The 15,493-nt window shown below is 69.0% G+C and carries 6 protein-coding genes; 5 read left to right on the forward strand and 1 reads right to left on the reverse strand.

Going from position 1 to position 15,493, the window contains the following annotated elements; translation table 11 throughout:
- The first annotated feature begins 97 nt into the window (after window positions 1–97).
- The gene (locus ACSQ2F_RS08245; RefSeq protein WP_436021608.1) at window positions 98–1,141 is read left to right on the forward strand and encodes a LacI family DNA-binding transcriptional regulator; all 1,044 of its coding nucleotides are present in this window, start codon (window positions 98–100) and stop codon (window positions 1,139–1,141) included.
- Window positions 1,142–1,236: 95 nt separating this feature from the next.
- Here ACSQ2F_RS08245 and ACSQ2F_RS08250 read toward each other — a convergent pair whose 3' ends face one another.
- Window positions 1,237–3,849, reverse strand: coding sequence for an ATP-binding protein (locus tag ACSQ2F_RS08250; protein WP_436021610.1), 2,613 nt, complete (start codon window positions 3,847–3,849; stop codon window positions 1,237–1,239).
- Window positions 3,850–3,981: 132 nt separating this feature from the next.
- Here ACSQ2F_RS08250 and ACSQ2F_RS08255 point away from each other — a divergent pair, with 132 nt between their 5' ends.
- The 4 genes from ACSQ2F_RS08255 to ACSQ2F_RS08270 all read left to right on the forward strand — a co-directional run bounded on the left by ACSQ2F_RS08255 (window position 3,982) and on the right by ACSQ2F_RS08270 (window position 15,474).
- Window positions 3,982–9,771: a HAMP domain-containing protein gene (locus ACSQ2F_RS08255; protein ID WP_436021612.1), complete on the forward strand. Its 5,790-nt coding sequence runs from the start codon at window positions 3,982–3,984 to the stop codon at window positions 9,769–9,771.
- Window positions 9,768–11,942 (forward strand): response regulator, encoded by a 2,175-nt coding sequence (locus tag ACSQ2F_RS08260; RefSeq protein ID WP_436021614.1) that lies wholly within the window; start codon window positions 9,768–9,770, stop codon window positions 11,940–11,942. The genes ACSQ2F_RS08255 and ACSQ2F_RS08260 overlap by 4 nt, the downstream gene beginning before the upstream one ends.
- A 93-nt stretch (window positions 11,943–12,035) precedes the next feature.
- A complete protein-coding gene (locus ACSQ2F_RS08265; RefSeq protein ID WP_436021616.1) occupies window positions 12,036–14,384 on the forward strand; it encodes a Tex family protein in 2,349 nt (782 codons plus the stop codon).
- Window positions 14,385–14,394: 10 nt separating this feature from the next.
- Window positions 14,395–15,474: a patatin-like phospholipase family protein gene (locus tag ACSQ2F_RS08270; protein WP_436021618.1), complete on the forward strand. Its 1,080-nt coding sequence runs from the start codon at window positions 14,395–14,397 to the stop codon at window positions 15,472–15,474.
- Window positions 15,475–15,493 lie beyond the last annotated feature (19 nt).

The following is a 15,493-nucleotide window of genomic DNA, read 5'->3' on the forward strand; positions in this document are numbered from 1 at the left end:
CGCCTGCATGGCAATGCGTTGATGCGGGAAAACGTGGGCCGGTGCCAGCCTGCAACCCGCCGGATCATGGCTGCGGGGCAGGTAACATCGCCCGCGTATGAGCGCCCCCCCATCCGACCCCAAGCCCAGTCCCGGTCCGGCGCCAGCGCGCCCGCGGCGCGCCACCGTCAACGACGTGGCCAGCCTCGCGGGTGTGTCGGCCATGACGGTGTCCCGCGCGGTCAACAAGCCCGAGCAGGTGCCGGCCGCTACCCTGGCCAAGGTCCGGGAGGCCATCGCGATGACCGGCTATGTGCCCAACCTGCTGGCCGGCGGCTTGCGCTCCAACAAGAGCCGTCTCGTCGCCGCGGTGGTGCCCACCCTGGCCGGGCCGGTGTTTCTCGAGACCATCGAATCCCTCACCGCGGCACTGGCCGCCAAGGGGTACCAGCTGATGCTGGGCCAGTCCGGCTATGCCAACTCGCGCGAAGACGACCTGCTGAGCGCGATCATCGGCCGACGGCCCGACGGCATCGTTCTCACCGGCATCCTGCACTCCGCGGAAGGCCGCCACCGGTTGCTGGCCTCGGGCATTCCCATCGTCGAGACCTGGGACCTGACGCCCACGCCGCTCGACATGCTGGTCGGTTTCTCCCATGTCGAGGTCGGCCGCGAGGTATGCCGGTTTCTTCAGGGCAAGGGCCGCAAGCGCCTGGCGGTGCTGGGCGGCGACGACGAGCGCTCCCGTCGACGCAGCGACGCGTTCGTTCAGACGGCCGCGCAGCTCGGCCTGCCGCCCGTGACGGTGCACCTGGTGCCGGCGCCCACGACGCTCGGCAGCGGGCGCGCCGGCCTGCGCGCACTGTTCGCCGAGAATCCGGACATCGACGCCGTGTTCTGCAGCTCCGATCTCCTCGGCCTGGGCGTGCTCATCGAGGCCCAGAGCCAGGGCATTGCGGTGCCGCACCGCCTCGCCGTGGTGGGTTTCGGCGACCTGTCACTGGCTCGCGACCTGAACCCCGCGCTCACCACCGTGCGCATCGACGGCTCGCGCATCGGCGAGGAGGCCGCGCGCTGCATCGTCGAGCGGGCCCAGGGCCGCGAGGTGGCCGACCGGGTGGTTGATCTCGGCTTCTCGATCGTCGAGCGCGACTCGGCCTGAGGGCCGCCGGCCCCGCGAGGGCAGGCGTTGCAGCAAGCGGTGGCACCGTCGCCGGAGGGTGTAGCCGGGGCAGGGCGGTCGACCGGCTGGCGACTTCAGTCAGGCGTCGGGGTGGCCGCCTTGCGTGACAGCAGCGTGGCGACGCCTTTGAGAAAGGGGGCGAAGTCGAGCGGCTTCGTCCAGTAGGCATTGGCCCCGGCGCCGCGGGCGGCATCCACCTCCTCCGGCATGGCGCTCGCCGACAGCGATACCACCGGGATGCCGGCGGTGCGAGGGTCGGTGCGCAGCGCGGCCAGCACTTCGAGGCCGTGCATGTCGGGCAGACGCATGTCGAGCAGCACCAGGTCGGGCAGATGTTCACGCGCCATGGCGATGCCGGAACGCCCGTCCGGCGCCACATGCAGCGTGACGCCCACCCAGCGGCCCAGCAGTTCCTGCACGATCAGGGTGTTGGCGACGTTGTCTTCGATGTAGAGCACGGTTCCCGTCGGCTCGCCCGGCAACACGGCCAGCGGTTCGTGCAGCCGGTGCGGGGCCACCGCGTGCACGACGCCCTTGAGTCGCAGCGTCACGCAGGTGCCTTGCGCTGCCACGCTGTCGACGATCAGGTCACCCCCCAGCAGGCGCGTCAGCTGCCGTGACAAGGACATGCCGATGCCGGTGCCCGCGATGGCACCGTGCTCCCGGCCCAGTCGATTGAAGGGTTCGAACAGGTGCCGGAGCTGGTCGGCCGTCATCCCGAGGCCGTTGTCGGTCACCACGACCTCGAGGTCGTCGCCCTCCACCCGCGCGGTCAGCCGGACATGGCCGCCGGGCCGGTTGTACTTGATGCCGTTGGACAGCAGGTTCAGCAGCACCTGGCGCAGGCGAACGGGGTCGGTGCGGAGCACGACCGCCGGCACCGGCCGGTCAAGGAGGAGTTCGATCTGCTCCGCACTCGCGTTGGGGCCGCTCAGGCGGATGACGTCATCGATGAGCGCCTGCAGCGGCGCGTCGTCGAGGTTGATCGCCAGGCGCCCGGCCTCGATCTGCGCGACGTCGAGCACGTCCTCGATCAGCGAGCGCAGTTGCACGCCGGCCAGGTGGATCATGTCGAGCTGCTGGCGCTGAGCCGGTGACAGGTGGTCCCCGGCTTCGAGCTGGAGCAGCTGGGAGAAGCCCAGCACGGCATTGAGCGGCGTGCGCAGTTCGTGGCTCATGTGGGCCAGGAACTCGGTCTTGGCCTGGTTCGCCGCCTCCGCGCGGGCGCTGGCCTGGCGGGCCATCTCGGCGTCATGCCGCTCGGTCACGTCCTCACCGATGCTCGTGATGCCGATCAGTTCGCCGCTCACCGAGCGCAGCGGGGCGTTGGCCCAGCGGATGCGGCGTCGGCGGCCGTCGCGTGTGAGCAGCACGCCGTCCTGGCGGGGCGGGACGGGCACTTCCTGTGCGACCGAGGTGCGCAGGGCGGCGAAGACGTCGGTGGAGTCCATGGGCATCACGAGGCGCGTCCAGTCGCCGGTCAGCAACTCGTCGTGCGACCATCCGGTGAGCCGCGACAGGGCGTCGTTGGCGTACAGCAATTGACCGTCCAGCGCGACCGTGATGGCCAGCAGGTCGACCCCGTCCAGCATGGCGGCATAGCGGCGCTCCGACTCGACCAGCCGCGCCTCGCTTGCCTCGCGGGCGTCGATCATGGCGTTGAACTCGCGGGCCAGGGTCCTGAACTCCCCGGGCAGTTCTTCGTCGGCCCGGGTGCCACGGCGGCCGGAGGTCCACGCCTTGACGGTCTCGCCCAGGCTTTGCAGGGGGCGGGCCAGCGCGCGGGCGAACAGGAAGGTGAGCACGGTGGCGAGCAGCAGGGTCAGCCCGGCGACAAGGTAGCTGCGCAGGCGCGCCGCGCGCGGCGCGGCAAAGACATAGTCGGTCGGAATGCCGACCGCCACCCGCAAGCCGTGCTTGCCGATGGGAGCGGTCGCGTAGGCGCGGGTCAGGCCATCGGGACCTGCCGCCGTCACGACGCTGTCGGGCGACACGCGCCGGGCATCCCGCACGGACGAGGGCAGGGGCTGCCCGATCCAGCGCGCCGGCTCCGGGTAGCGGGTGACGACGTGATTTCGCTCGTCGACGAGCGTGACGCTGCCGCCGGGCGGCAGCCCATGGCTGAACATGCGCTCCGCGAGGCGGTGGAGCTGGATCGAGGCCCCGACCACCCCGACGCGGGTGCCGGTCGGATCCAGCAGCGGGACCGTCAGGATGCTGACGGGCGCCTGCTCGATCGGGCCTTGCATGGGCGTTCCGAGGCGCGGCGCGGTGTCGGTCAGCGCCGCTGCGAACCACTCCGCCTTGGCGAAGTTGACGGCGGGCCTGTCGCGGTGCTGCGGCACCGAGGCGCACACCAGCGAGCCGTCGTTCGCGATGACGCCCAGGTTCGCATAGACGGGGTCGATGGTTGCCATGCCACCGAAGGTGTCGGCGCAGCGCTGGGGGTCCAGGGTCGACAGGTCGGCCCGCTGTGCCAGCAGGACCACGAGGTTTTCCGTTCGGGTGAGGAAGGCGTCGATTTCCTTGGCCTCCTCGAGCGCCCGCGTGGCCACCGAGCGGTAGGCCTGGGCTTCGGCCCGTTCGTTCTGCTGATAGAGGGTAAACCCGTGCAGGATCACCAGCGGCGCCATCAGCGCCATGGCAGCTGCCAGGAGTCGGCCGAAGAAGTGTCCTGAGCGAAGCATGGTTCATTATCAAGTCATTGCAGGGCGGCAGTACGCCCGGGGAAGTGCTCCCTCGGGCCGCGCCGGACGCCCCCGGAATCTGCACGGCCTGCCACAATCGCGGGCCGCGTCCCAATCCCTGGAGAAGTACCGATGAACGTGCTGGACAACCTGCCGACCCTTGCCCGCAACGACGACGCCCAATGGGGCGCCTTGCTGGCTGCGCTGACCGCGCTGCGCAAGGGCGACGCCGGGGTTCGCCTGCCGCTGCACTGGCCGGGCGTCTCGGGCAAGGTGGCGGACGCCTTCAACGACGTGGTCGAGCAGAACGCGAGCATGGCCGAGGAGCTCGCCCGCCTGCGACAGGTCGTCGGCAAGGAGGGCAAGCTCAAGCAGCGCGCCTCGCTGCGCGACGCCAAGGGCTTCTGGGGCGAATCCATCGAGTGCATCAACGCGCTCATCGACGACCTGGTCCATCCGACCAGTGAAGTCGCGCGCGTGATCGGCGCCGTGGCCCAGGGCGACCTGAACAAGAGCATGGCGCTCGAAGTGGAGGGTCGCCCGCTGGAGGGCGAGTTCCTGCGCACGGCCAAGACGATCAACAAGATGGTGGAGCAGCTCGGCAACTTCTCGGCCGAGGTGACTCGCGTGGCCCGCGAAGTGGGTACCGAGGGCAAGCTCGGCGGCCAGGCGAAGGTCAAGGGCGTGGCCGGCACATGGAAGGACCTGACCGACTCGGTGAACTCGATGGCCGGCAACCTGACCGACCAGGTGCGCAACATCGCCGACGTGACCACGGCCGTGGCCAAGGGCGACCTATCCAAGAAGATCGACGTGGACGTCAAGGGCGAGTTCCTGACCCTCAAGAACACGATCAACACCATGGTGGACCAGCTCCGGTCCTTCGCCTCGGAAGTGACCCGGGTGGCCCGCGAAGTGGGTACCGAAGGGTCCCTCGGGGGCCAGGCGCGGGTGGAGGGCGTCTCGGGCACCTGGAAGGACCTGACCGATTCGGTGAACTCCATGGCCGGCAACCTGACCAGTCAGGTGCGCAACATCGCCGACGTGACGAAGGCGGTGGCCGCCGGTGACCTCTCGAAGAAGATCACGGTGGACGTGAAGGGCGAGATCCTGGAGCTCAAGAACACCGTCAACACCATGGTGGACCAGCTGCGCTCCTTCGCGGCCGAGGTGACCCGGGTGGCGCGGGAGGTGGGCACCGAAGGCAAGCTCGGTGGCCAGGCCGACGTGCAGGGCGTGGCCGGCACGTGGAAGGACCTCACCGAATCAGTGAACTTCATGGCCGGCAACCTGACGAGCCAGGTGCGCAACATCGCCGAGGTGACGACCGCCGTGGCCGCGGGCGACTTGTCGAAGAAGATCACGGTGGACGTGAAGGGCGAGATCTCCGAGCTGAAGAACACCATCAACACCATGGTGGACCAGCTGCGCTCCTTCGCGGCCGAGGTGACCCGGGTGGCGCGGGAGGTGGGCACCGAAGGCAAGCTCGGCGGCCAGGCCGACGTGCAGGGCGTGGCCGGTACCTGGAAGGACCTGACCGATTCGGTGAACTCCATGGCGTCCAACCTCACGAGCCAGGTGCGGAACATCGCCGACGTGACGAAGGCCGTGGCGGCGGGCGACCTGTCGAAGAAGATCACGGTGGACGTGAAGGGCGAGATCTCCGAGCTCAAGAACACCATCAACACCATGGTGGACCAGCTGTCCTCCTTTGCCGCTGAAGTGACGCGGGTGGCGCGAGAGGTGGGTACTGAAGGCAAGCTGGGCGGCCAGGCCGACGTGCAGGGCGTGGCCGGCACCTGGAAGGACCTGACCGACTCGGTGAACTCCATGGCCGGCAACCTGACCAGCCAGGTGCGGAACATCGCCGACGTGACGAAGGCGGTGGCCGCCGGAGACCTGTCGAAGAAGATCACGGTGGACGTGAAGGGCGAGATCCTGGAACTGAAGGCGACCATCAACACCATGGTCGACCAGCTGCGCTCCTTCGCGGCCGAGGTGACCCGGGTCGCGCGGGAGGTGGGCACCGAAGGCAAGCTGGGTGGCCAGGCCGACGTGCAGGGCGTGGCCGGCACCTGGAAGGACCTCACCGAATCGGTGAACTTCATGGCCGGCAACCTGACGAGCCAGGTGCGGAACATCGCCGAGGTGACGACGGCCGTGGCCGCCGGTGACCTGTCGAAGAAGATCACGGTGGACGTGAAGGGCGAGATCTCCGAGCTCAAGAACACCATCAACACCATGGTGGACCAGCTGCGCTCCTTCGCGGCCGAGGTGACCCGGGTGGCGCGGGAGGTGGGCACGGAAGGCAAGCTCGGTGGCCAGGCCGACGTGCAGGGCGTGGCGGGCACCTGGAAGGACCTCACCGACTCGGTGAACCTGATGGCCTCCAACCTCACGAGCCAGGTGCGAAACATCGCCGACGTGACGAAGGCCGTGGCGGCCGGCAACCTGTCCGAGAAGATCACGGTGGACGTGAAGGGCGAAATCCTCGAACTGAAGGCCACCATCAACACCATGGTGGACCAGCTGTCCTCCTTCGCCGCGGAAGTGACCCGGGTGGCGCGTGAAGTGGGCACCGAGGGCCGCCTCGGCGGGCAGGCCCAGGTGCGCGGCGTGTCGGGCACCTGGAAGGACCTGACCGACAACGTGAACTTCATGGCCGGCAACCTGACGAGCCAGGTGCGCGGCATCGCCAAGGTGGTGACGGCCGTGGCCAACGGCGACCTGAAGCAGAAGCTGACCGTGGAAGCCAAGGGCGAGATCGCCGCGCTGGCCGACACCATCAACAGCATGACGGACACCTTGGCGATCTTCGCCGACCAGGTGACCACCGTGGCGCGCGAGGTGGGGGTGGAGGGCAAGCTCGGCGGCCAGGCCAAGGTGCCGGGCGCCTCGGGCACCTGGAAGGGCCTGACCGAGAACGTGAACGAGCTGGCCGCCAACCTCACGACGCAGGTGCGCGCCATTGCCGAGGTGGCCACGGCCGTGACGCAGGGCGACTTGACGCGCTCGATCACGGTGGAAACGCAGGGCGAGGTGGCGTCCCTCAAGGACACCATCAACGAGATGATCCGCAACCTGAAGGACACCACCCAGAAGAACACCGAGCAGGACTGGCTCAAGACCAACCTGGCCAAGTTCACCCGGATGCTGCAGGGCCAGCGTGACCTGGTGACGGTCGGCCAGCTGATCCTGTCCGAGCTGGCACCGGTCGTGGGCGTGCAGCAGGCCGAGTTCTACGTGCTGCACACGAACACCGATGTGCCGCGCCTGAAGCTCTTCGCGAGCTATGCCTCCGGCGGCCAGCAGCTGCACGGCAAGGAGCTGGGCCTCGGCGAAGGCCTCGTTGGCCAGTGCGCCCTCGACAAGCAGAAGGTGCTGCTGACCAACGTGCCATCGACTGCCTTTCGCATCGCGTCCGGCCTGAGCGAGAACGCCGCGATGGACGTGCTCGTGCTGCCGGTGGTCTTCGAAGGCCAGGTGCGAGGCGTGCTCGAGCTGGCCTCGCTGCAGCGCTTCAACCCGGTCCACGAGGCCTTCCTCACGCAGCTGACCGAATCGATCGGCATCGTGATCAACACGATCGAGGCCAACTCGCGGACGGAAGACCTGCTGGAGCAGTCGCAGTCCCTGGCGGAGGAACTGCAGAGCCGCCAGCAGGAACTGCAGCAGACCAACCAGGAACTGCAGGAAAAGGCACGGCTGCTCGCCCACCAGAACCAGGAGGTGGAGCGCAAGAACCAGGAAGTGGAGCAGGCCCGCCAGGCGCTGGAGGAGAAGGCCGAGCAGCTGGCCCTGACCTCCAAATACAAGTCGGAGTTCCTGGCCAACATGTCGCACGAGTTGCGCACGCCGCTCAACAGCCTGCTGATCCTGTCGGACCAGCTCTGCAAGAACCCGGACGGCAACCTGTCGGGCAAGCAGGTCGAGTTCTCCAAGACCATCCACGCCTCGGGCAACGACCTGCTCATGCTGATCAACGACATCCTGGACCTGTCCAAGATCGAGTCGGGCACGGTGGCGGTGGATGTGAGCGAGCTGCGGGTGGAAGACCTGCATCGCTCGGTGGAGCGCAGCTTCCGGCACTTCGCCGAATCGAAGCACGTCGACTTCGTCATCAACGTCGGTCCGTCGCTCCCCAAGTCGCTCATCACCGACGTCAAGCGGCTGCAGCAGATCATCAAGAACCTGCTGTCCAACGCCTTCAAGTTCACCCACCAGGGCCAGGTGGCGTTCTCGATCGCGACCGTGGACGAAGGCTGGTCGCCGGACAACGAGGGGCTCAACCGGGCCAACCAGGTCATCGCCTTCTCGGTCTCCGACACCGGCATCGGCATCTCGCCGGACAAGCAGCAGATCATCTTCGAGGCCTTCCAGCAGGCCGACGGCTCCACCTCGCGCAAGTACGGCGGCACGGGCCTCGGCCTCGCCATCAGCCGCGAACTGTCGCGCCTGCTGGGCGGTGAGATTCGCCTGGTGAGCACGCCCGGGGCCGGCAGCACCTTCACGCTGTACCTGCCGCAGAACTACACGGCGGCCCGACCGAGCCGCCAGGTGCGCTGGCTCAGTGCTGACTCCGAGGCCGAGCGGCCGGCCGCGCTGCCAGCACCGCAGGAGCGGGCTGCGCCGCTGCGGCGCGGGGCCTTCACGGGCATGGTGCTTCCGCCCGAGAACCTGGTCGAGACCGGGGCCGGCGGGGAGGGCGACACCGGCCTCTTTGCCAACCTCGCCGACGACGACCGCAATGACATCGCCTCGGGTGACCGCGTGCTGCTCATCGTCGAGAACGACCTCGGGTTCGCCAAGGTCATGCTGGACGCTGCGCGCCTGGCCGGCTTCAAGGGGTTGGTGAGCGGCACGGGGGCCGGCGCGCTGACCATGGTGCGCGAGTACCACCCGACCGCCATCACGCTCGACATCTTCCTGCCGGACATGCAGGGATGGCGCGTGCTCGACCGCCTCAAGACGGACCAGGCGACCCGGCACCTTCCCATCTGCGTCGTCTCCACCGATGAATCGCGGGAGCGGGCGCTGCAGCAGGGCGCCATCGGTTTCCTGGCCAAGCCGTTGCAATCCAAGGACGCGGTCGACGCGGCCATGCGCGACATGTTCACCTATGTCGACCGGCCGAGCCGCCGGCTGCTGGTGGCGATGCCGTCGTCGCCGCAGCGCTCTGAGTTCCTCGCCCGGCTCGACGAAGGCGTCGAGACCGTGCTCGCCGAGGACGCTGCGTCGGCGCGGGCCGCACTCGCCACCGTGGATGCCGTGGTGGTGGATGCCTCGCTGCGCGACATCGGACCGGAGGACGTGATCGACGCCATGGAGCGGCGCGAAGCCGCCTGGCCGCTCGCCGTGGTGCTGCATGCACCGCACGGCACCGTTGACAGCGCCTGGCGCGGCACCGCCGGACGGTTCGCCCTGCGCCAGAGCGATGCCTGGCTGACCACGCTTGCGCAGACGAACGCGGTGCTGCACCGCAACCCCGGGCTGCTGAGCGAGGACGAGCGCCGGGTGATCGATGAAGTGCTGGGCGGGCACCGCGCGCTGCAGGGCAAGAAGGCGCTGATCGTCGATGACGACATGCGCAACATCTTCGCGTTGGCGACGGTGCTGGACAACGAGGGGATGGTGATCGTGTCGGCCGACAACGGACGCGAGGCCATCCGCCTGGTGGAGGCCGACCCCACCATCGACATCGTGCTGATGGACATCATGATGCCGGAGATGGACGGCATGGCGACCATGCAGGAGATCCGCAAACGTCCGCGAGGGCGTGACCTGCCGATGGTGGCCGTGACGGCCAAGGCCATGAAGGGCGACCGGCAGAAGTGCATCGAGGCGGGCGCCTGGGACTACCTCTCCAAGCCGGTCGACCCGATGAACCTGCTGGCCGTGCTGAGGGGCTGGTTGTGCCGTTGAACAGCAACTTCGGCGAGCTGGCCACCGAGCCGGCGGAGCGCAGCGACATCCTCATCGTCGACGACATGCCGGAGAAGCTTCTGGTGTTCGAGACGGTGCTGGAGGAGCTGGGGCAGAACATCGTGTCGGTCCGCTCGGGCGGCGCGGCATTGCGGGAGATTCTCCGGCGCGAGTTCGCGGTGATCCTGCTCGACGTCAACATGCCGGACATCGACGGCTTCGAGACGGCCAGCCTCATCCGCCGCTACAAGCGCTCCGCCCACACGCCGATCATCTTCATCACCTCCTATGCGGACGAGGTGCAGACCGAACGCGGCTACTCCCTGGGCGCGGTGGACTACATCCTTTCGCCGGTGGTGCCGGAGGTGCTGCGCTCCAAGGTGAAGGTGTTCGTGGAGCTGCACCAGATGCAGCGCCGCCTGAGCATGCAGGCCGACGAACGGGTGGCGCTGGCCAAGGCCGAAGCGGCCCGCATCGCGGCCGAGGAAGCCACGCAGCGGTCGAGTTTCCTGTCGCACGCCAGCAGCGTGCTGGGCGGGTCCCTCGACCTGGCGGTGGGTGCCCGGCAGCTGATCGAGCTCGTGGTGCCGAACATGGCAGACCGGGCGACGCTCGTGCTGCCTGACGAACGCGAGGCGCACACCCTTGTCATTTCCGGGGAAGGCGAGAAACCCGTGCCGAACGCGCGCACCCTCGCCGAGCTGGATGGCGAGGAGCACGATGCCATTGGTCGCGCCATCAGTGAGCGGCGCATCGTCCAGGTGGCGCGCGGCACCAGCACGCCCGGCGTGTGGGGGCCCCCGGCGGCAGCCATCCCCTTGCTGATCGGCCAGCGCGTGCTGGGAGCCTTGTGGATCGACCCGGTGCGTGACGCCGGAAGCGCGCTGCACTGGGGCACGCTCGAGGACCTGGCCTCGCGTGCGGCCATCGCCTTCGAAAACGCGCGGCTCTACCGCAGCCTGCAGCTCGAGATCGACGAGCGGCGCGCGGCCGAGGAGAAGCTGCAGCAGTCGAACCAGCGCAAGGACGAGTTCCTTGCCATGCTGTCCCACGAGCTGCGCAACCCGCTCGCGCCCATCCGCAACGCACTGGAGGTGATCCGCCGGGTGGCCCCGCCGGACCCCAAGCTGTCCTGGGCCACCGACGTCACCGGCCGGCAGGTGAACCACCTGACCCGTTTGGTGGAGGAACTGCTCGACGTCGCTCGCATCAGCCAGGGCAAGATCGCCCTGCAGACCGAGCTGCTCGACCTGCGAAACGTCATCCTGATGGCCGTGGAAACCGCCCGCCCGGTGATCGAGGCCAGGGCGCACCGGCTCACCCACACGCTGCCGGATGGCCCGGTGTGGTTGCGCGGTGACGCCGCACGCCTCGCGCAGGTGGTTTCCAACCTGTTGCACAACGCTGCCAAGTACACCGAAAAGGGCGGGGACGTGGCCCTCAGCCTGGAGGTGGGCAATGGTCAGGCGGTGATCACCGTGACGGACACCGGCATCGGCATCGACGCGGAGCTGCTGCCCAACGTGTTCGACCTCTTCGAGCAGGGCAAGCGGGCGCTGGATCGCAGCCAGGGCGGGCTGGGCGTCGGCCTCACGCTGGTTCAGCGCCTGGTTCACCTGCACAAGGGCACGGTGGCGGTCTCGAGCGCGGGCGCCGGGCGCGGTTCCCAGTTCAAGGTGGTGCTGCCTTGCCTCAGCGAGGTACCGAGTGGTGCGCCCGTCACCGAGCCGGCCGCACTCGCACCGGCCGTGGCCGGGTGCCGGGTGCTGGTGGTCGATGACAACCGGGATGCCGCGGCCACCACGGCCATGTGCCTGGAGATCGCGGGCCACGAGGTGAAGACGGTGCACGACGGCCTGCAGGCGCTGGCCAGCGCACCCGTCTTCGCCCCCGACGTGGTGGTGCTCGACATCGGCCTGCCCGGCATGGACGGCTACCAGGTGGCCGAGCGCCTGCGCCAGTCCCCCGTGACGGCTCATTCCCTGCTGATCGCCGTAACCGGCTACGGCCAGGAAAGCGAGCGTCGGCGCGCCTTCGAGGCCGGTTTCGACGAGCACCTCATCAAGCCGGCGGAGCCGGCCCGGCTGAACGACCTCATCGCCCGCTGGCGAGAGAATCCGCCGGCGCCGGACGCACAGCGGGAGCGCAGGGCGGCGCCCGAGGGCCACTGAGCGCTCGGCGGCCGTCCGTCGGCCGGAGGCGGGGAGGGCGGTGTGGCAAACTTCGCCGCTTTCCCGCTTTGCCCTTCCGACGGGCCCCTCGTTTTGGACAAGATCCTTCTGCAGATTGCCGCCGAGCTGAAGTGCCGGCCGGCCCAAGTGAATGCCGCAGTGGAACTGCTCGACGGCGGTGCGACGGTGCCATTCATCGCCCGTTACCGCAAGGAAGCCACCGACGGCCTGGACGACATCCAGCTGCGCGAGCTCGAATCGCGCCTGGGCTACCTGCGCGAGCTCGAAGAGCGCCGCGCGGCCGTGCTCAAGAGCATCGACGAGCAAGGCAAGCTCACGCCCGAGCTGCGTGCCGCCGTTGAAACGGCGCCGACCAAGCAGGAGCTGGAGGACATCTACCTCCCCTACAAGCCGCGCCGCCGCACCAAGGGCATGATCGCGCGCGAGGCCGGCCTGGAGCCGCTGGCCGATCGCCTGTTCGCCGACCCGACGCTCGACCCCGCGACCGAAGCCGCCGGCTTCGTGAACGCCGAAGGCGGCTTTGCCGACGTGCCGGCCGTGCTCGATGGCGTGCGCGACCTCCTCAGCGAGCGCTGGGCCGAGGACGCCGCGCTCGTCGGCAAGCTGCGTGAATGGCTGTGGGCCGAAGGCCTCTTCCGCTCCAAGCTGATGGACGGCAAGGACGAGAGCAACCCCGACGTTGCCAAGTTCCGGGACTACTTCGACTACGACGAGCCGATCTCCCGCGTACCGTCCCACCGGGCGCTTGCTGTGTTCCGTGGCCGCACGCAGGAGTTCCTCGACGCCAAGCTCGTGTTGGACGAGGAGCTGCAACCGGGCCAGCCGTCCAAGGCCGAGGGCCGCATCGCCATCCACCTCGGGTGGAGCCACGCCAAGCGACCGGCCGACGACCTCATCCGCAAGACGATCTCCTGGACCTGGAAGGTCAAGCTCAGCCTGAGCCTCGAGCGCGACCTGTTCTCGCGCCTGCGCGAAGAGGCGGAGAAGGTGGCGATCAAGGTGTTTGCCGAGAACCTGCGCGACCTGCTTCTGGCCGCGCCGGCCGGCCCGCGGGTGGTGATGGGCCTGGACCCGGGCATCCGCACGGGTGTGAAGGTCGCGGTGGTCGACGCCACCGGCAAGGTGCTGGACACCCACACCGTCTACCCGCACGAGCCGCGCAAGGACTGGGAAGGCTCGATCCACACCCTGGGCCGCCTGTGCGCCACGCACGGCGTCAACCTGATTGCCATCGGCAACGGCACGGCGAGCCGCGAGACCGACAAGCTCGCCTCCGACCTCATCAAGCGCATCCAGCAGCTCGCCCCCGGCACCCACATCGAGAAGGTCGTCGTGAGCGAGGCGGGTGCCTCCGTGTACTCCGCCAGCGAATACGCCAGCAAGGAGCTGCCCGATCTGGACGTGAGCCTGCGCGGCGCCGTGAGCATCGCCCGGCGCCTGCAGGATCCGCTCGCCGAGTTGGTGAAGATCGACCCGAAGAGCATCGGCGTGGGCCAGTACCAGCACGACGTGAACCAGGGCGAGCTCGCGCGCAGCCTGGACGCCGTCATCGAGGATTGCGTGAACTCCGTGGGCGTGGACCTGAACACCGCCTCGGCGCCGCTTCTGTCACGCGTGTCGGGCCTGAGCACCGCCGTGGCCGGCAGCATCGTGCGCTGGCGCGACGCCAACGGGGCCTTCCGCAACCGCCAGCAGCTGCTCGACGTGAGCGGCCTGGGCGCGAAGACCTTCGAGCAGAGCGCGGGCTTCCTGCGCATCCGCAACGGCGACAACCCGCTCGACCAGTCGGGCGTGCATCCCGAGACCTACCCGGTCGTCGAGAAGATCCTCGGGGCGGTGAACAAGCCGGCCTCCGAGGTGATGGGGCGCAGCGACGTCATCCGCACGCTGAAGCCTGAAGCCTTCGCCACCGACAAGTTCGGCGCCATCACGGTCAAGGACATCCTGGCCGAGCTGGAGAAACCGGCCCGCGACCCGCGGCCCGACTTCAAGGTGGCCCGCTTCAACGACGGTGTCGAGGACCTCAAGGACCTGCAGCCCGGCATGACGCTCGAGGGCACCGTGAGCAACGTGGCCGAGTTCGGCGCCTTCGTCGACCTGGGCGTGCACCAGGACGGGCTGGTGCACGTCAGCCAGCTGAGCAACAAGTTCGTCAAGGACGCCCGCGAGGTGGTCAAGACGGGCGACGTGGTGAAGGTGAAGGTGCTGGAGGTCGACCTGGCCCGCAAGCGCATCTCGCTCACCATGAAGCTCGATGCCGCCGTGAGCCCGCGCGGCGAGCGCAGCGGTGACAACTCGCATCGCCCGGCCGGCCGCAACGAACGGGTGAGCGGCGGGGGGGGGCGAGGTGGCGCCTCGGCACCGCCGGCCGGCGGCTCGGCGATGGCAGCCGCCTTCGCCAAGCTGCAGGGCAAGCGCTGAGCCACCCGCGATGAAGGCCTTGCAGATCCACGCGGGCCCGCGGGCACTCGCGCACCTGCGCGAGCAAGGTTTGCGTCCGGCCGACGTGCACGCCATTCCGGGTGCTGCCGGCGGGCCGAAGGGCCTCGTGCTCAACCCGCTCGACCAGTACCTCTTTGGTGAGTGGCTGGCCGGCACGACCCATCCGGTGCATCTGCTCGGCGCGTCGATCGGCGCCTGGCGCATGGCCAGCGCCTGCCTCGACAACCCGGTGCAGGCGCTGGACCGCCTGGGCCGGGACTACATCGCGCAGGACTATCCTCACGAGCCGGGCCGCCGCCCGACGCCCACGCAGGTCACCACCGCATTCGGCGACAAGCTCACGGAGCACTTCGGCGGGCGGGAGCGCGAGGTGCTGGAGCACCCGCGCTATCGGCTGCACGTGTTCACCAGCCGGGGCCGCCACGTGCTGCGGCGCGAAGGACGGGCGTTCTCCAAGGTGACGACCCCGCTTGCCTACCTGGGCGCCTTCGCCACGAATGCGGTGAGCCGTCGTGCCATGGGGGCCTGGCTGGAGCGGGTGGTGTTCTCCGACGCCCGGGACCCGCTGCCGCTGCGCACGCTCGACTACCGCACCCATGCCGCCAAGCTCGACGCAGGGAACCTGCGCCTGAGCATCCTGGCGAGCTGCTCCATCCCCTTCTGGCTGGATGCGGTGCACGACATTCCGGGCGGCCCGCGCGGTGCGTACTGGGACGGCGGCATCACCGACTACCACCTGCACCTCGACTACGCGTCGATGGCGCAGGGCCTCACCCTCTATCCGCACTTCCAGAAGACCGTCATCCCCGGCTGGCTGGACAAGGTGCTGCGTCATCGCCACCGGAGCAGCCCGCTGCTGGACAACGTCGTCGTGCTCTCGCCGAGGCCGGAGTGGATCCGCAGCTTGCCCAACGGCAAGCTGCCCGACCGCAATGACTTCGTCCGCTATGGCGAGGACATCGGCGCCCGGACCCGCGCATGGACCCAGGCGGTTGCCGAAAGCCAGCGCCTGCGGGACGACTTCGCCGCGTTGGCGACCGGCCAGCCGGTGCACGCCGAGCCCCTCTGACCGCCGCGTCACATCCCGC

The organism is Rhizobacter sp. LjRoot28 (genome assembly GCF_964253025.1).
In the GTDB taxonomy this organism is placed as follows: domain Bacteria; phylum Pseudomonadota; class Gammaproteobacteria; order Burkholderiales; family Burkholderiaceae_C; genus Rhizobacter.